Source organism: Anaerotaenia torta (assembly GCF_050433395.1).
Lineage (GTDB): Bacteria > Bacillota > Clostridia > Lachnospirales > Lachnospiraceae > Mobilitalea > Mobilitalea torta.
The window spans coordinates 38,274-56,230 of sequence record NZ_JBNPXH010000002.1; the positions used below are offsets into that span (position 1 = coordinate 38,274).

The 17,957-nt window shown below is 39.2% G+C and carries 14 protein-coding genes; 6 read left to right on the forward strand and 8 right to left on the reverse strand.

From position 1 onward, the window contains the following. Positions 1 to 158: 158 nt before the first annotated feature. Together HNQ56_RS04065 and HNQ56_RS04070 are read right to left on the reverse strand one after the other, a co-directional pair. Entirely contained in the window at positions 159 to 2,420 is a 2,262-nt protein-coding gene (locus HNQ56_RS04065) for a phage/plasmid primase, P4 family (RefSeq protein WP_429143094.1), read from the reverse strand. Next, on the reverse strand, positions 2,417 to 2,833 hold the full coding sequence (locus tag HNQ56_RS04070) for a DUF7768 domain-containing protein (RefSeq protein WP_429143096.1): 417 nt from the start codon (positions 2,831 to 2,833) through the stop codon (positions 2,417 to 2,419). Before HNQ56_RS04070 ends, HNQ56_RS04065 begins: the two co-directional genes overlap by 4 nt. A gap of 309 nt (positions 2,834 to 3,142) precedes the next feature. Between HNQ56_RS04070 and HNQ56_RS04075 the strand changes: the two genes are divergently transcribed. From HNQ56_RS04075 to HNQ56_RS04095, 5 genes are all read left to right on the forward strand, one after another. After that, the gene (locus HNQ56_RS04075) at positions 3,143 to 3,316 is read left to right on the forward strand and encodes a hypothetical protein (RefSeq protein WP_429143098.1); all 174 of its coding nucleotides are present in this window, start codon (positions 3,143 to 3,145) and stop codon (positions 3,314 to 3,316) included. After that, positions 3,309 to 3,659 (forward strand): hypothetical protein, encoded by a 351-nt coding sequence (locus HNQ56_RS04080; RefSeq protein ID WP_429143100.1) that lies wholly within the window; start codon positions 3,309 to 3,311, stop codon positions 3,657 to 3,659. The genes HNQ56_RS04075 and HNQ56_RS04080 overlap by 8 nt, the downstream gene beginning before the upstream one ends. After that, positions 3,652 to 4,767 (forward strand): DUF2800 domain-containing protein, encoded by a 1,116-nt coding sequence (locus tag HNQ56_RS04085; protein WP_429143102.1) that lies wholly within the window; start codon positions 3,652 to 3,654, stop codon positions 4,765 to 4,767. The genes HNQ56_RS04080 and HNQ56_RS04085 overlap by 8 nt, the downstream gene beginning before the upstream one ends. A 20-nt stretch (positions 4,768 to 4,787) precedes the next feature. Further along, the gene (locus tag HNQ56_RS04090) at positions 4,788 to 5,351 is read left to right on the forward strand and encodes a DUF2815 family protein (protein WP_429143104.1); all 564 of its coding nucleotides are present in this window, start codon (positions 4,788 to 4,790) and stop codon (positions 5,349 to 5,351) included. A 283-nt stretch (positions 5,352 to 5,634) separates the two neighbouring features. After that, positions 5,635 to 7,644 carry a DNA polymerase gene (locus HNQ56_RS04095; protein WP_429143106.1) on the forward strand — a complete coding sequence of 670 codons (2,010 nt, stop codon included), beginning with the start codon at positions 5,635 to 5,637 and terminating at the stop codon, positions 7,642 to 7,644. Between the two features lie 51 nt (positions 7,645 to 7,695). Here HNQ56_RS04095 and HNQ56_RS04100 read toward each other — a convergent pair whose 3' ends face one another. Then, entirely contained in the window at positions 7,696 to 8,340 is a 645-nt protein-coding gene (locus tag HNQ56_RS04100) for a hypothetical protein (RefSeq protein ID WP_429143107.1), read from the reverse strand. Between the two features lie 406 nt (positions 8,341 to 8,746). Beyond that, positions 8,747 to 10,636, reverse strand: a complete 1,890-nt coding sequence (locus HNQ56_RS04105; RefSeq protein ID WP_429143109.1) for a hypothetical protein — start codon at positions 10,634 to 10,636, stop codon at positions 8,747 to 8,749. Between the two features lie 233 nt (positions 10,637 to 10,869). Here HNQ56_RS04105 and HNQ56_RS04110 point away from each other — a divergent pair, with 233 nt between their 5' ends. Then, positions 10,870 to 11,643, forward strand: a complete 774-nt coding sequence (locus HNQ56_RS04110) for a hypothetical protein (RefSeq protein WP_429143111.1) — start codon at positions 10,870 to 10,872, stop codon at positions 11,641 to 11,643. A gap of 19 nt (positions 11,644 to 11,662) precedes the next feature. Here the strand turns inward: HNQ56_RS04110 and HNQ56_RS04115 are convergent, their stop codons facing one another. The 4 genes from HNQ56_RS04115 to HNQ56_RS04130 all read right to left on the reverse strand — a co-directional run bounded on the left by HNQ56_RS04115 (position 11,663) and on the right by HNQ56_RS04130 (position 17,917). After that, positions 11,663 to 12,949 (reverse strand): DNA cytosine methyltransferase, encoded by a 1,287-nt coding sequence (locus HNQ56_RS04115; RefSeq protein ID WP_429143113.1) that lies wholly within the window; start codon positions 12,947 to 12,949, stop codon positions 11,663 to 11,665. A gap of 1,036 nt (positions 12,950 to 13,985) precedes the next feature. Further along, on the reverse strand, positions 13,986 to 15,620 hold the full coding sequence (gene rlmD, locus HNQ56_RS04120) for a 23S rRNA (uracil(1939)-C(5))-methyltransferase RlmD (RefSeq protein WP_429143115.1): 1,635 nt from the start codon (positions 15,618 to 15,620) through the stop codon (positions 13,986 to 13,988). A gap of 4 nt (positions 15,621 to 15,624) precedes the next feature. Next, positions 15,625 to 16,527 (reverse strand): radical SAM protein, encoded by a 903-nt coding sequence (locus HNQ56_RS04125; RefSeq protein ID WP_429143117.1) that lies wholly within the window; start codon positions 16,525 to 16,527, stop codon positions 15,625 to 15,627. Between the two features lie 49 nt (positions 16,528 to 16,576). Beyond that, a complete protein-coding gene (locus HNQ56_RS04130; protein ID WP_429143119.1) occupies positions 16,577 to 17,917 on the reverse strand; it encodes a DUF5305 family protein in 1,341 nt (446 codons plus the stop codon). Positions 17,918 to 17,957 lie beyond the last annotated feature (40 nt).

The window sequence follows — 17,957 nt, forward strand, 5'->3', positions numbered from 1 at the left end:
CTGTTATGGTCGTATCCTAAACTCTTCTTATATCATTTTTTTTTATTTTTTTGCTATAGGGACTTTTTATATAAGACCGTAATAGACATACATTTTTATATTTAATAAATAAGGAAAAGTTTTGTTTTCAACCACCGCCGACCTACACATCATGTGAATTAGTCAATAAAATCCTTATTCTTAATACGAACCCCATTTATGAATACACCGTTTGATAGTCTCTTACGGTTTAAACCGGAAACCTCAAGTGCAGTATAAAAGTCTGTGGTACTTCTGGCATATTCTCCTGTTCTTAAACAATAGGTACGATATTCCTGATAGAACTCTCCGGACTTTTGCTTATAGGTAGGTTCGAGTTCACAGCATTCATCAAGAAATGCTCCAAGCCAGTCATTATCCGCACGGTAATGGTCAATTGCATTCTTTACACAGGTCGGGAGCTTTAGTTTGAAATCATTTGAAATTACCCTCTGTGCACCTTCTATAATCCACGATAATACATAAGGACCAGCCTTTTGTACTAAGTAATCTGTAAAGTTCTTAATGTCACTCTTCCCTTCAATCTTCGCATTGAATGGGATTACTATCAGTCTGCGCCAGGTTCCTTCATCGTTCGCACCTACTCTTGGTAGATGGTTCGTATAGAGCACCAGTGTATGGCTTGGTACATATTTGAAGGGATCTTTATACTTCTTTTCTGCCGTAACCTCATCAGTGGAACAAAGCTGCTTAATAACGGAAGTATTTAATCTCATGCCTTCTTCCAGTTCAGCAGCTATAATAAGACGCTTGCCCTTCAGTTCTGCCATCTCAGGCTTTACATTTCTCTTGCATCCAACGGTCAATGCATCTGCTGATATAGAGCCGCTATATGTTCCTAGCACTCTTGAGATGGTATTCCAGAAGGTAGATTTACCGTTACGACCATCTCCATATGAAATAATAAGTGCTTCTACAAACACCTTACCGATAGCTGAAAGTCCAACAATCCACTGTACATAATCAATCAACTCATGATCTTTGCAAAAGAACGTATCAAGAGCATCGAGCCACAACTGCTTACCGGCATCTCCAGGAGCAACAGAAGTCTGCTTTGTAATGTAATCCTTGGCATTTGGCTCATGTACTCCTGATAGTCCATCTCTTAGGTGATAAGTAGCTCCGGGTGTATTAAGAAGAAATTCATCCTTATCAAGATCACTAACGCTGATGGCTAGCATCGGTTTTGCTGCTTGTAATGCACTTGTTACATACTTCATGTCACGGCGTTTTAATACAAATGTTCTGTAAGCTACTGCAGCCAAATATGTCCGATACGCTTCCAATTGGTCACCTTGTAGCGAATTTTCAAACTTCTTACCTCCAGCTTTAACAACATCCTTTGATAATCCACCTGATACAAGAACGTCCAAGGCTCTCTGCACTTCATCCAAAGCATCTGCAAGCTGTAGATCTAAAAACTCCTCCATTGCTCCGACAGCCTGTTGTTTTGACTCTACCCAATACTCTCCATTAAAACGAAGGTAGTCAGTGGCATCTGTGTAGCATAGTTCATCTCCATATTCACGGGTTAGGACCTTCGCCTGACCGATGTCTGAGTAATCGGAAGGTTTCAGTGATTCTCCTATAAAATCATCATTAAAATCATCCGGAGCAACATATCCTTCCTGGCTTTGTACCTTTCTGGCAAATTTCACAGCGCTATTCCATATCGTAGTTAGCTCCTCTTCCTCCATTGGTGGGTCACACTTCTTTGCCTCATCAAGGAATATCTGATGCGCTTTATCCATGGCACCATATCGTTTTACTACTCTGCCTGCAAAACGGGATAAGGTGCTATTTCTTCTTCCTTCGGGTATAGAACCGCTTGTCTTCACATTATCAACATCATCTTGAAAGATAGGTAAATCTTCATCAATTGTCATCCAACCGTCATGCCAAATGACCTCATCACAATCAGAACCATAGATAAAACGTGCAGCATCTAAAGCATTATTATCAAAAACTGGATAGGCTTTTTGAATCGCTCTTTTTAATTCTGCATATTCAACTGGGTTTGTACATGGATGAATAAGAAAGTACACATGAAATCTTGGTCTTGCTGATTTATCATCTTTCTGTTTCATATGATTACGGCTTGATGCAATCGCATAAGAAACATCCGGTAGTAGTTCATCCAACGTTTCAAATGTGACCCATTCATCGGGATTTTCAGAATGGTCATTGTCGCAATCCATGACAGCTACAACCGATTCTATAAAATTCTCGGCACTTCGGTAGTTGTTCTTGTATTCAGCACAAACATGATCGAGTCTGACAACTGCCTTTAAATCATCAGCATTCGTTACCTCAAAGCGCTTGGGGTAGCTACAGTTTTTGGCATTGCCTTTACAATCTGCCGTATAAATCACTAACTTCATCTGGTTACCTCCTTATAGTCCTCTGTGAAATAACGGATTCTCATACGTTTCCATTTGGCTCTTAATATCTCTGCTGCCATACCTTCCGATATTCTGTCTCCAAATACCCATAGTTCCGCGCATCTTCCAAGCACTACCATGTTCATGAACATTGCCAATTCCCTCTCTGTGGCTTCATCCATAAATTGTGGAAACAACAGATGCGGGGCAATTGGTATTGTTCTGTTGTTTACTGCAAATCTGCTATATTCCCTTGCTTTCATGGTATTCCACTCTTCATTACCTGCATAAGGAGAGCAAATATAAACAAGCGGTCTGTAATTACTCCTTTTTTCTTCACGCTCTATAGCATTAATCGCTTCAAATGGTACAGGGTCACTGTAGCCTTCCGAGTTATAAAAACTGATTCCCAAAGATTTCACCTCCTTTAAAATATTTGAGGACAAAAATATCCCTCTAACTTCCTAAGGACAGAACCTGCACTTTTGGACGGTCAATTTTAATTTTTTTATTTTACAGAATCACTTCCTTTATATAAGCAAAAAAACGGTCATAAAAAAGTTTCAAAACTTCCGTCCATTTATTTGATTTTTGTCCTTAGGAAGTTGGAGGGACATGAGTAAAAAAAGATTCAAAATTTTCAAGAATATCCGTCCAAAACTCATCCTTCTGTCCTTAGGGAATTAGAGAGGTAATAAACCCTCGGAAAGGCGGTGCTACTTATGCAGTCTGGATCAGCTGCAGGCACTGAAAGCAAACAGGACATCGGTTTAGATGAAGAACTGGCAGATGTACTAATCGCAATCAGTGTTATTTCAAAACGACTCGCAAGGAAATTAAACGAGCAGTCACAACAAGAACAATTAAATAAGGAAGGAGAAAACACGCATGAGTAAGATGAGCGAATTATCCGCAGAACTTGATGAGCTAAGAAAATGTGGAGAGACCTTAATAGGTATCTCTGAGACATTGAGAGAGATATTTTCTACGGCTGTGGATGAAAAGGATGCCATTGAGCCTAAGAAAGAAAAGGCTACAGCAAAAGTAACTCCAGTACCTGAAAAGAAGTCAATCTCGCTTACCGATGTCCGCGCTGTCCTAGCAGAAAAATCCCGTAACGGATATACAGCAGATGTTAAAGCTCTTCTATTAAAGTTTGGAGCAAACAAACTATCAGACATCAACCCAGCTGACTTTGAAGCTTTGCTCGCTGAGGCGGAGGTGTTTGGAAATGCCTAAACACGCATTACTCTCCGCATCATCAAGCCACAGATGGCTTCACTGCCCGCCTTCAGCCAAGTTATGTGCCGAAGAGGAAAATCAATCTAGTCCATATGCACAACAAGGTACGGATGCACATAGTCTTTGTCAGTTCAAATTAGAACAGGCACTCGGTATGAATACGAAAGACCCTACTGAAAATTTGGAATTTTACGATGGAGAAATGGAAAACTGCGCTGAAGAATATAGAACCTTCGTTATGGAACAGTTAGAAGAAGCAAAGCACTATTGTTCTGACCCAGTGATCTTAATCGAACAGCATCTGGATTTCTCCAAATATGTAGAAAGCGGATTTGGTACAGGTGATTGTGTAATCGTAGCAGACGGTATTCTTCAAATCATCGATTACAAGCACGGACTTGGAATATTAGTGTCTGCAGAAGAAAATTCACAGATTATGTGCTATGCCCTTGGTGCTATAGAACTCTTTGATGGTATCTACGATATTGATACCGTTAAGATGACAATTTTTCAGCCTCGAAGAGATAATGTCAGCACTTATACCCTATCAAAGGAAGAACTCTTAAAATGGGGTAATGAAGTACTCTCTCCGATTGCTAAACTTGCTTATACCGGAGAGGGAGAGCTCAAAGCCGGTGACCATTGCCAGTTCTGCAAGATTAAAGCAACCTGCCGTAAACGTGCCGAGTACAACCTAGAACTTGCAAAGTATGACTTTGAAATGCCACCCAACTTAGATAACACAGAAATTAGTGTTATTCTCACAAAGGTAGATAACCTTGTAAACTGGGTCAATGACATAAAGGAATATGCATTACAGCAAGCAATTAGTGGTACAAAGTACGAAGGATTTAAAGTTGTGGAAGGTCGCTCCACCAGAAAATACACCGATGAGCAGGCAGTTGCTGATGCAGTTACTTTAGCAGGTTTCGATCCATACGAGCGTAAGCTCTTAGGAATCACAGCAATGACTTCAACTCTAGGCAAAAAGAAATTTGAAGAAATCTTAGGTACCCTTGTAATCAAGGCTCCAGGAAAACCAACTCTCGTTCCAGAGAATGATAAACGTTCGGAATTTAACACAGCACAAATTGATTTCAATTAAAAATAAAGGAGGACAATAATATGTCAAAAGTAGCAAATCCAACAAAGGTAATCACAGGTCCACAGACAAGATGGTCGTATGCAAATGTATGGGATGCAAAGTCAATCAATGGTGGTTCACCTAAGTACAGCGTAAGCCTCATCGTTCCAAAGTCCGATACCAAAACAGTCACACAGATAAAAGCAGCCATCGAAGCGGCATATAAAGAAGGTGAGTCAAAGTTAAAGGGTAACGGCAAAACAGTCCCTCCGCTTTCTGCTCTTAAGACTCCACTTCGTGATGGCGATTTGGAAAGACCAGATGACCCTACTTATGCAAATGCATACTTCATTAATGCCAATAGTGCTACTGCACCGGGTATTGTTGATGCAAATTGCAATCCTATCCTTGATCGTTCCGAAGTATTCTCTGGTGTCTATGGCAGAGCTTCCATCAATCTGTATGCTTTCAATTCAAACGGCAACAGAGGAATTGCGTGTGGACTAAATAATCTTCAGAAGATATCAGATGGAGAACCTTTAGGCGGTAAGTCCCGTGCAGAGGATGATTTTGAAACCGAAGATAACGACGATTTCCTATCTTAATCACTATGTAAAAATGTCAATCAAATGGGTCGTGGAGATAGGCTCAGTTTTGAGCCATCTCTGCAACAAACGATAATCAAAGAAGCGAGGTAAATGATATGAATATAATATTGACAATTATTTTGATAGTATGCCTGAGTATTAATATCGTAGGTAGTGGTTATATGTTCTTCACACTGATTCGTGATGACATTCGCTCTGAACGTAAGAAGAAGCATGAGCAGATGAATCAGCAATAAATCATGGTCTGGCGGCAGGTACAATCACTGCCGCCTTGTTTATTATGGAAGGAGCGATATTCTTGAGTGATATAAAAACACTCTCAATTGATATTGAAACATATAGTGATGTCGATCTGAGTAAATGCGGTGTATATAAGTATGTTGAGTCTGATAACTTTGAAATTCTCCTATTTGCCTACTCCATGAATGGTGGAGACGTTATCGTTGTAGATTTGGCTAATGGTGAAAAAGTTCCTACAGAAGTACTTACTGCTCTTTCAGATAAAGCAGTCACTAAGTGGGCATTCAATGCTGCTTTTGAACGTATCTGTCTATCTGAATGGCTTAGAAGAAATTATCCGAATCACTTCAGCAGCTACAACATCAGTAATGACACGATCAGTAGATACTTAGATCCATCCTCGTGGAGATGTTCTATGATATGGTCGGCATATCTTGGATTGCCATTATCCCTTGAAGGTGTGGGTGCAGTACTTGGGTTACAGGAACAGAAAATGAAAGAGGGTAAAGATCTCATCCGGTACTTCTGTGTTCCATGTAAGCCTACTAAATCAAATGGTAATCGTACCAGAAATCTTCCTATACACGATGCAACTAAATGGAAATCTTTTATTTCCTATAACCGTAGGGATGTTGAAGTTGAAATGGCCATTCAGAAGAAGCTCGCCAATTTTCCTGTACCAGAATTTATTTGGCAAGAATATATCTTAGATCAAATCATCAATGACCGTGGTATCGCTATTGATATGGATATCGTAGAACAGGCAATCAAGATGGATGAGCATTCCAAGGAAGAACTCTCGGAAGAAATGAAGAAACTCACAAATCTAGATAATCCAAATTCAGTAGTACAGATGAAACAATGGTTATCTGACAACGGACTTGTAACTGACACTCTTGGTAAAAAAGCTGTAGTAGAAATGTTAAAGGATGCTCCAGAAGAACTATCCGATGTTCTTACTCTACGGCAGCAGCTTGCCAAATCCAGTATAAAAAAATACCAAGCTATGAAGAACACCGTATGCTCTGATAACCGAGCAAGAGGAATGTTTCAGTTCTATGGTGCCAATCGTAGTGGTCGGTGGGCCGGTCGTATCATTCAATTGCAAAACCTACCACAGAACCATATACCTGATTTGGAGCAGGCTCGTGACCTTGTAAAGTGCGGTAACTATGAAGCTTTAGAATTGCTATATAACTCAGTCCCAGAAGTACTGTCAGAACTTATTCGTACTGCTTTTGTTCCAAGAGAAGGATATAAGTTTGTTGTTGTCGATTTTAGTGCAATAGAAGCTAGGGTACTCTCACATCTAGCAAAGGAGACATGGAGAAATAAAGTCTTTGCAAATAATGAAGATATCTATTGTGCAAGTGCTTCAGCTATGTTTGGTGTTCCAGTCGAAAAGCACGGTCAGAACAGTCATCTTCGCCAGAAAGGAAAAATAGCTGAACTAGCATTAGGTTACGGTGGTTCGTGTGGTGCTCTAAAATCAATGGGTGCCTTAGATATGGGCATTTCAGAAGAAGAACTACAACCTTTGGTTGATGCATGGAGAACATCAAATCCAAATATTGTTCAACTTTGGTGGGATATTGATACTGCTGTTAAAAATGCTATCGCTCAAAAAACCACCACAGAAACTCACGGTATTAACTTTATTTATCAAAGCGGTATGCTCATCATCCAACTACCATCTGGTAGAAAGCTTACTTATGTTAAGCCTAAGATTGGTGTAAACAAATTTGGCGGGGAGGCTGTAACCTACGAAGGAATTGGATCAACAAAGAAATGGGAACGGCTTGAATCATACGGTGCCAAATTTGTGGAAAACATCGTTCAAGCCATTTCAAGAGATATCCTTAGCTTTGCCATGCAAACGCTAAGCAATAAGCTAATATGTGGTCATGTTCATGACGAATTAATCATCGAATGCCCTATGAATGAAGCCCTGGATGACATTTGTGATCAAATGGGAAGAACACCTCCCTGGATAAATGGTCTACTATTAAGAGCCGATGGCTATGAGACAATGTTTTATAAAAAAGATTAAGCAAAAATGGTAGCAGCACAGATTCTACATAGTGCTGCTACCATCTATTTATTAAATCATGTCATCCAGTAAATCCATTACTAATGCTTTTATCTTTGCTACCTTATCTGTTACTGTACTCTTTCCTATTCCAATCACATCTGCAATTTCTTTATGGCTGAATCCATCCGATAATAGTTGAAGTATCTTACCGTAGTTAGGGTCGATTTCTTGTACACGACTAATCAACTCATTCAGCATACCCAAATAGATATCTGCTGCACCATATGTAGCTGGTGCTACTGGTTCGAAATCCGACTCTTCTCCATCTTCATTGTCTGCCGCCAGGCAGCTGAATGTTAATGTTCCAAAATTCTTCTTATCCAAAGAAGTGGCATATGGACATTGACTGCATTTGTTGTTTTCTGGGCAGCGAATTAACCTACCATTCCCGTTACTTATCTCACAGCGTTTATCACGATCTTCTGCTTTAAACTCAGCTGAATAGGAGCTCATTACAGCATCATACTGTTCCTTCGTACCTGGAATTAAAACCACGTCTACTATCCTGTTACCTACTCTCCATTTTCTGATTTGAGATTTCCTTACACCTGCCATCATCCCGTGTTCTTCAATTGAATCCTTGTCAATAATCATAGGGATTAATACTTGCTCTTCTGTCTCGTTTACTCTGATTTTCTTTGTTGCGTTTTTCATAGATTGTCTCTCTTTCCGACCAGAAGAGACTGATATAAGGCAGATTCCATTAACCCATGAATAGAAGCATCCCAAGACCATACATTAGAAAAAGAGCGCTGGAAATTAAGGGTACTTCCATCTGCTTTTCCATAACTGTCATAATGACAGCTACTCCAAAAGCAATATGGTCATATCCACCTTCCCAGCGCTCTGTCAGGTCTATATGAATTTTTTTATGCTCTAATTCTAACGTGAAACAGCTAAAATTGCTCGGACATGGGATGTCCTATTTCTGTTATCACAACATAAAAAAAAGAGCCATGAAAATAAGCTTTTTGCTTATTTCATGACTCTTAAAATATATATTTCTATGATTTTTTATAAACATTGCCAGACATGGCATGTCCGGATATTATAATATTTTTTATGCTGTCCTATTCTGACGTCCAAGTTGCTTTAATTTCTGTGCTTCAAGCATTTCATTACACTCATATATAGATTTTGTGTAACATGAATTTAGTAAAAACTGATACATGATGTGTTGTTCCGTCATCATGAAAGACTTACCAGATGCCTTTAGCAAATATCCACTTAATACAGGTGGTAACTGCATACCTATTGCCAATTGTACCACTGTTTCTAGTGAAACATTATCCGGTTCTTCATTTCTTAATCTTTGAATAGTTTTCTCACTAATGAATGCCGCTTCTGCCAACTTTTCTTCGGTCATCTCAGACCAATTGATTAAGGCATTCAGTGTTCCAGAAAACGTTGCTGGAAGCTTACTAACCACATTCAGTAACTCTGCATTATATTGCTTTATCATATCTGTATGGTTTGGATTATCCTTGTTATCAGACGAGTAATGAGCTTCAAAAACGATATTTGAAGCAGCATCTCTAAATAGAACGCATTCTGTAAAGAACTCCTCTCCATATTTGTTGAAGGATTTAACCCTCAGATCAAAGACTAGGCAGCATTCATCCATATGGAATCTGGCATAGTCTGTTAATACAGTTTCACCTTTTTCATTTACCTTAATATATTTAGGATGATTAAAGCAAAAATGCGAATCAACAAATAAATAGTTTCCGCTATCCAGTTTCTTCTTTAACTCAGGCTTAAAGGTACTTTCAACTAAAGCATCCTTTATACTAATGGAAAACGTCTGGTCTTTACGAATAAAACCGTTCTTAAAACAGTGAGGTCTGACATAATGATCATCAACATAGGTGAACACACCAATTGCCTCATCATAACCTACATCAACCATTCTAATCTTAGCCGCACATCGTGACACACCATAAAACAGTGCTACCTCATCAATGACCCATTCCATGATATCAATCAAACTGAAGTTTCCAAACTCATCCCTACATTTGCGAATGAGTTCATGAACTTTCATTTTGAATGGCACAAGTGGCATCTGTATTCTTGGAGCGAGCGCATTTGCCTGCCATTCCATCCAGCCGGTTGCATCTCTTTCATTGTCTTTTATTCCGCCAACAACCTGGCATTTAATCTGTGTAGCATTGCTATTATATAACCGCTCCAGTTCAAATGCTTTTCTATGTAAATCCCAATGAACACACTCATGCACTATGGTATTATTAACTGATCCAAGATTGCGGAGGAAGTATGCTTTGGGATCTACTAAAATAGTACATGCATCCACTTGGGCTTGTACCATTTTATCGTTGTCCTTATCATAAAGTTCTGTGTTACAACCATGGAAGTATATTTGTCCAAAAATAGAAAAGTCTTTCGTTATTTCTCTAACTTTCACTGTAAGACCCATTTTTTCTGCCAGCACATGTGGTTCAACTGCCATTGGTGTTTTTAATGCCTCGGGGTAATGTCTGCGTAGGAAATCAGTGGCAACGTTTTCTAGATCATCCTTAGTAATAATCGGAACAAGAGAGTCGGACATAGGTTTTGATTGCTTATTCTTACCGGTATATTCTTTTATACTAGAGATTTTGAAATCATCCAAATTACAATCTAAATCTCCAGAACATTTCAACATAAACCACTGAGTACAGTTTTCAGTTTCATCATAATGATAATCTGACTCGCGAACCTCTAACTCAGCTTCTACAGCGACATCGAATTCTATTTTCATATCTGGCAAATCATTAATAGATACAGATTTAACTATTAAATCTGATAATTCTATGCCACCAATGTTTCGAACTCTATAGAGCTGTAGCTTTAAAATATCATAATTGTCCTCGATGTAACTTTGAATGGTATTGAATATTTCATTTTCAAACCTTTCTGCCACATAATCAGTAACTGAATGATTACTCCCCAAGACAGCACCCCCTTAAACATAAGAGTATAATAGTCTTTAGCATCAGGAAAATTATACCATAAATCACATTGTAAAACAATCCAAATAAAAACTCTGACATAGACGCGACGATATTTAAAAATAATTTATAATAGCATATGATTAGTGTTTTTTCTTAAATCTTCTGGAAATATATACATATTTTTTCTTTTTGTGATATAATTATATTATCACAGAAGAAAGGATAATTTTAAATGATGTATAGCTATATAGTAAATGATAAGAAGAATGTTTCTATAAATGAAGAGACAATTCTAACCAATGAGCAAATTGTAAATGCTATTAACTTTTCAAATGAAGCGTTACAATCATTAGATGCGCAGACTAAAAGCTTTGATATAAATATATTTGAAGCACTTGGAATGCGCAATTTAAGCGGAGTAGTAGGTGAATATTTTGCAAAAAGTATACAACGTTTTTCCAATGGTGGATTGCAAGGTAATCTTCACCAAGACGGATACCCAGATTTATTATTAACTAATACTCCTGAACGCAAATCATATTTTGATACTTTATACACCATTTCAGATGGTAAAATATACCCTAAAGATAAAGCGCTTTTTAGTCCATATAAATATGGAGGAATTGAAGTAAAAGCAACGTGTGGGAGTACACCATCTGCCTCACAGGTTCCTAAACCCTTAATTGGTGAAAAACGTATATCTTTATTGAATTCTTTTGATTGGAAAGCTCATCACCGTGAGACAAACAATCTATTATCAATACTTTGGGATTTCATTAATGAAGTACCAACAATTGTTGCTTGCTTTTATAGAAACGATTTAACTACAAGTGACTGGGGAAATATAGTACAGCCAAAAGAAGGCGGCGGTAGAACAACCAGTGTTTCTATTATGAATTCCACAGGTGTCAAAAAAATGTGTACTGGTTGGATAGCTGTTATAAACTCATCCGAATACATAACTGCACTTTCAAAAGATAAATGGATAGGTTATGAAGTGAAATAAAGAAATAAGCAAGTATGGGTTACTCCCCACACTTGCTTATTTCTTTTATTTTTTTACAGATAATATCTATCACTTTAGGAGGAACACTTTCCCCTATAGTATCTCGTATTAACCCATCTTTAACAAGTCGACCATTAATCTTAAAACTATATGGATATTCAGAAATGCTTTGCAGAACAATACCTTCGTACATTGAAAGAACTCTGTTTTGATTAGGATGTAATTTATTATCTGAACATGCAAATTGAAAATTTTGTGTTAAAGTACTTGCAGGTTCATCCCATTTCATTCTTTTATAAGCACTAACATAGCCTTTCATCAATCTTAGGGTATTTGTTTTTTTATCTTCTACATATGGACGTGGTAATAGTTCTCCACATTTCTCACAATACAATGGCGTATCTTGATTAGCTTTGTTGATTCCATCATGAGTTCTAGTTGCTCCATGTCGCATATTACCTTCAAATAAACATTTAGGATTAATGCATTGGTTATTAAATGCTGTCTCTCCCTCGGGAGTATTCTCAACCCAAAAATACTTTTTTTCATCTAGCGGTGGAACTTTATGCAATGGATTAAATTTAGTATCACTTGTCTTACCTTTTTTCCCATCGATTGGTGGTAAATTAGATATCGCATCCCTTACTGTAATCCATGGTTTAATTACTAAGTTTCCTTCTTTACTGTGTGTTCTGTTAGGTAAAAACGTACCATTATGTCTAAAATAATCTTTTGCTTGCTCATCCTTTGAAAGAATAGTAATCAACCTTTTACGATTTTGTGGCACCCCATAATCAGCAGCATCAACAACTTCCGCTTTTCCAACATAATATCTACCTAAACGATCGAATATGTAATCAATTATATTTACTAATTCATCTTTTTCGTTATAAATAAGCGTATTCATCATATTCGGAACATTTTCAAATATTACCCACTTAGGCAGTAATTCTTCTATTATGTCAATTGTAGGTAAGATTAAGCGATTTCTTTCATCAAATTCAGGCCTAATTCCTTTTCTATAATCGCTTAACATTTTGCCCATTCCATTGGAAGACATTCCTTGGCATGGTGGTGTTGCTAATATAAGAAATAATTCTTCCGAAAAATTATCTTTATAATAATCAATTATTTTGTCCTTTACAGACCAAATATCATCATTGAACATCTTTGTATTTGGATTATTATTTACAAATAACTCAGCTCTCTCAGTAATAATCTCATTAGCGATAACTGTCTCTATACCATTTGCATGTAACCCCAAGTCTCCAATTCCAGACGATGAAAATAAACTAATAGCTTTCATACTTATGACCTCCGTTCCTGTATTACTTTAACTTATTTTTTACTAATTATCAAGACATTATTTGATCCAATTGAATGTTTACATTCAATAAAATATAGCCTGACTATGTGCTGCCATAATGAACAAATACATTTAAAAAAGCGTTCTTCAACTTGTCAATTTGATGCTATGGATATATCACTATAAAGCCCCAACATAAGGGGGTGATTAGTATATACAATTTTTAACAACCGTATCAATTCTCTTAAAATCAGTTGCATCCTTCCTCATACCTACATTAACTATCTTGCTGATATATTTTCACTACTAATATAAGTTATTCGTAAACCTATATACTGAAATTATATACTGAAAAACCTATTTATCATAGTGAGTGAAATATAATATTAATGTACAAAATTAGGGAAATTCTTTAAAAACTTCAGCAAATATAACCACTTGTCTTGCAAAGATACTATTGATAAACTTTAACTAATATTCTTATATCTCTAATCTTCTACAACCTGTTTCTAGGTAAATTTCCATTAAAGACTAACAATAAGGAGAACCAAATGATAACTAAATCTGAATTAAAATCTATTGACCCCCAGTATTTTAATATACTGCAGATGGGGTGTTATACCATCTATGTATAATCAAAGAATACCAAACACTTCTGGGCTATCCAAGTAGAAGAATACCCAACCTTCAGACATTTCAAAATATATCACAAACATAACAGTCATGACGAATACCACAGACACAGAGACGCCAGGAGCCTTAATGCTGCTATCGAACATATTCAATCCCATGATGCTTTTCAGTTAAACGGAAGGAAGCACATAAATAGTTCGACCTAAACAACAGTTTCATAGTCTCAACCTATCCCAAAAACATCAGTTCCATTGTCTCGCAAGGCTAAAAGCAGTTCTGTAGTCTCAACCCTAACCCTTTTTTCACTTCATTAGCTTTGCTCTAAGGGCAAAAAAACAAGGTTCCCAGCAATCGGTTATTATTACCGAAGTCTGAAAACCTTTAATTTCAAGCCTTATAGAGCCTATTTACTTTCTTTTCGTGACATCAAGCAGACTGTCTCAACGTGAGAAGTCCATGCAAACATATCAACTGGTATGATATTCTTTACCTTATACCCCTTCTTAGTCAAATGTTCCAGATCTCTTGCTAAAGTCACCGGATTACAGGAGATATAAACCACCTTTTTAGGACTAATTCTTGCGGCTGCATTCAAAAACTCCGGCGTGCTTCCAGTTCTCGGAGGATCCATAAAGATCACATCTACTGTATCACCTTTCTCCGCCATCTGACTTAAGAATACCCCAGCATCATTCTGATAAAATTCAATATTATTCGTATCATTACGCTTTGCATTCACTACAGCATCACGTACCGCATCTTTATTCAACTCAACACTAATAACCCGTTTTGCATGATCCGCCGCAATCAAACCGATAGTTCCAGTGCCGCAATAAGCATCAACAACGGTTTCATTACCAGTCAGACCGGCCAATTCAATTGCTTTCCTGTACAGGATCTCTATCTGTCCCGGATTTACCTGATAGAAGGATTTCGGCGATATCCGAAAGACCTTTTCGCAGAGACTATCCTCAATAAATCCCTTGCCATAGAGCACCTGTTCCTTCTCACCCAACACCATACTGGTATGTTTGTCATTCACATTAAGAACAATCGTAGTAATCTCCGGATGTTCTTTTCTAAGCGCCTTTACAAAATTATTCTTAGACGGCAGAATCGGTGAAGCAAGAACAAGCACCACCATAATTTCTCCGCTGTGATACCCCACACGAATCAATACATGCCGAAACAAACCATATCCGGAATCCTCATCATAGGTGAGAATTTTAAAGGACTTCAGCATCCCCCGTATTGTAGCAATGATTGCATCCGCCTTCTCATTATGAATAAGGCAGCGTTCCACTGCGATAACGCGATGAGTTCCCTCCTCATAGATACCGGAAATCGGATTGCCTTTTCTGTCATGGTCAAATACTACATGTACCTTATGCCGATAGTGATCCGGCTGCGCCATTCCAATAATTTGCTCAACCTTTCCATATCCCTTTAATAACTTTTCTACTTCCTTCTGCTTCTCTTCCAAATGCTTTTCATAGCTGATATATCCAATATTACAAGCCCCGCAAGCTTTCTGAAACGCACAATCCCCTTTTTTCGCCGGAGACTTTTTTCCTGCTTTATTTCCTGCTTTATTTCCTTCTTTGCTTCCTTCTCTATTTCCTTCTCTGTTTCCTTCTTTTTTTCTTTCTTTATTTCTTACGTTTTGTCCCAAATCTTGCCCCAAATCTTGTCCCAGGTTTTGTCCATGATTCTGTCCATTCCTCACCTGCTGTCTGCCAGACTGCAATCCCCTTATCCCTCTATCCCGATCCGTTTTCACAGCTTCGGTTCTCAACACTGTTCTTTTCTCTTGCTTCTTTCCTCCTGCCCTCTTCTCTGTTTTAACAGATACGCTGCCTGCAGACTTCTTCCACCCTGTTGCTTTCACAAAGGTATCAAAATCTTCAAAAGCCTCATAATCATATTTTTCTTTTCGTTTATTTGCCTTGTGATAATCCTGTCCCGGTCTATTTCCCTGCGCCTGTTTATCTCCTTTTCCCGTCTTACTTCCTAATCCGGGTCTGTTTCCTTTTTGCATTCAGCTATACTCCTTCTCCGTTAAATTCCGGTATAAAACTCTCCGATGCGGTTTCACCCTCCTGGATAAACCCATTTTCAACACCCAGCTCTATCGCATAATCAACCAGTTCCTCATACTCCTCTTCCGTAACGCAGCGGTTTATCTCCGGATATTCCGCCATTACCGGCATCGGTGTATATTGGTTCATAATACTGATATATATTGTATCTCCATAGGTATCATATAAATATTCAATAACCTTCTTCGAATCAGCAAGATATCCCGGCAGCAAAAGATGCCTCACAATCACCCCGCGCTTCATCATTCCCCTGTCATCAAATTCCGGGGGACCAGTCTGACGTACCATTTCTGCAATTGCTGCAGAAGCATGAAGAAAATAATCCCTGCAATTAGAATACTTTATCGCAGGCTGTGAAGCATAATATTTCAAGTCCGGCAGATAGATATCAACCAATCCTTCCAGCAAATGTATACTTTCTGCCTTCTCATATCCGCTGCTGTTATAAACCACCGGTATCTGAAGTCCCTTTCGCCGTGCCTGGGAAAGCCCTTCGAAGATCTGGGGAATATAGTGGCCGGGAGTAACCAAATTGATATTATTCGCCCCCTGGAGCTCAAGCTCCAGAAATATCTCCGTTAACCTTCCCCGGGTTATTTCCTTTCCTGCCAGTCCCTTTGCTATATTGGCATTCTGGCAATAAACACATCCCAGCGAACACCCCGAGAAGAATACGGTTCCCGATCCTTCCTCCCCGGAAATGCATGGCTCCTCCCATAGGTGGAGAGCCGCCCTGGCAACAACAAGCTCCTCTCCCGCCCCGCAATAGCCTCTCTGCCCTCTGGTTCTATCCACATGACAATCCCTGGGGCAAAGGGTACAATCCTTTAACAGCTCCCGATACATTCCTCTTTGCCGCCTTTCCTATCCTCTATCACCGCTATCCGGCCTCCGGCTAATATATCCTCGCCTTGCGCAAAATACTATCCATCGTATCCAGAACCAGCAGGGCTGCTTCCATCGTATCATCCGCTACGATATAATCCTCTATCAGAATTTGCTGTATCGGCCATCCTACCTGCTGGGACTTCTTTGCCGCCCATTCCGCTTCCTCTCTGGTGATATAATGCGCCTCATAAAGCAGCTCCATCAGATCCGGAAGCGTCTTCGCTTTCTGCGTATTCCTGGTGATGATAATACGCTCGAGGGTCTTAATCAGATTGGCAACCTGCCCGTCAAGAATGCCTTTTCCGGTGAGCCAGCTGATTATGATATCCTTGTTCGGAATTTGAATCAGCAGCAGCGGGTCCACCAGACCGGCAGCCTTAATAAATAGGCCCGTATCCAGCCTTCCGTTATAATATGCCGTTGTGATCTGCTCCCACTCCTTCTCCGACAGACGCTCATAGGCCTCTACCCTGTGTTCCCTGCGAAGCTGGGCAAAGCCATTGTTCGCCTGCTCCCGCACATCCACCTTATTCAATATTTCGTATATCTTAATCGGCCTTGCCGCCACAATATAGATGTCTTCCCCAAAGATCTCCCGCAGTACCAGCGATACCCCCGACTTAGCCACATCACCGCACGCAATGACCAGCTTTCCGTCGGAGCGGTATCCCAGGGGCAGCGCTTGCAAAGCCCGGGCCTTATTAATGCTCATCTTGGCGGTCCACCCGGTATCATGGTACTCCTTCTTTGTATCCAGCTCATAATATGCAATTTTCTGCTGGGCCGCAAGCATGCTGTAAAGTGTGCTTTCATCCATAAAGCCCAGTGCCAGCAGGCTTTCTCCCAATTTGCAGCCGATCCGTTTCTGATAATACAATCCGGTCTCCAGCTCCTCCGTCGTCAGCATCCCCTGTTCAATCAGAATTCTTCCAAGCTGCTGCTTGTCATCCAGCATCGGATTAATAAGCCCGGGATCATGGATGTAGGTCATATCCTCAGCCAGAACAAAATATTTGCCAAGCTTGGAATCATGAATGACTCTCTTGTCAAGATCGATGGCCAGACGAACCAGATCCTCCAGGGTTTTGATGCTCACACTGAGCTTGCTGCAGTTTTCAATATTTCCATCCGTAATCCATTCCGTATAATTGCTGTGGTCCACGGCTTTCCTGCTCCTTCCCTTCCCATGCATCAATATGCTGACAAGAAGAAGGATAATTAAGATATTAAACAGATAAATAACAGTTGCAGAATATGTTTTTAATCCCCGATACGTCCAAATCAGGCTTACTAATAAAGAAAACAGACCAATAAAAATACAAATTGCCTTCTGCCAATTCTTTCTCATGCTTCCCACAATACCCCAGGGTCTCCCGCCCTATGGCCTT

Bases quoted from the DNA above. Each gene is read 5' to 3' on its own strand.
- HNQ56_RS04065 (WP_429143094.1), bottom strand. From the start codon at position 2,420: ATGAAGTTAGTGATTTATACGGCAGATTGTAAAGGCAATGCCAAAAAC.
- HNQ56_RS04075 (WP_429143098.1), top strand. From the start codon at position 3,143: ATGCAGTCTGGATCAGCTGCAGGCACTGAAAGCAAACAGGACATCGGT.
- HNQ56_RS04080 (WP_429143100.1), top strand. From the start codon at position 3,309: ATGAGTAAGATGAGCGAATTATCCGCAGAACTTGATGAGCTAAGAAAA.
- HNQ56_RS04085 (WP_429143102.1), top strand. From the start codon at position 3,652: ATGCCTAAACACGCATTACTCTCCGCATCATCAAGCCACAGATGGCTT.
- HNQ56_RS04090 (WP_429143104.1), top strand. From the start codon at position 4,788: ATGTCAAAAGTAGCAAATCCAACAAAGGTAATCACAGGTCCACAGACA.
- HNQ56_RS04095 (WP_429143106.1), top strand. From the start codon at position 5,635: ATGGAAGGAGCGATATTCTTGAGTGATATAAAAACACTCTCAATTGAT.
- HNQ56_RS04100 (WP_429143107.1), bottom strand. From the start codon at position 8,340: ATGAAAAACGCAACAAAGAAAATCAGAGTAAACGAGACAGAAGAGCAA.
- HNQ56_RS04110 (WP_429143111.1), top strand. From the start codon at position 10,870: ATGATGTATAGCTATATAGTAAATGATAAGAAGAATGTTTCTATAAAT.
- HNQ56_RS04115 (WP_429143113.1), bottom strand. From the start codon at position 12,949: ATGAAAGCTATTAGTTTATTTTCATCGTCTGGAATTGGAGACTTGGGG.
- rlmD (WP_429143115.1), bottom strand. From the start codon at position 15,620: ATGCAAAAAGGAAACAGACCCGGATTAGGAAGTAAGACGGGAAAAGGA.
- HNQ56_RS04125 (WP_429143117.1), bottom strand. From the start codon at position 16,527: ATGTATCGGGAGCTGTTAAAGGATTGTACCCTTTGCCCCAGGGATTGT.
- HNQ56_RS04130 (WP_429143119.1), bottom strand. From the start codon at position 17,917: ATGAGAAAGAATTGGCAGAAGGCAATTTGTATTTTTATTGGTCTGTTT.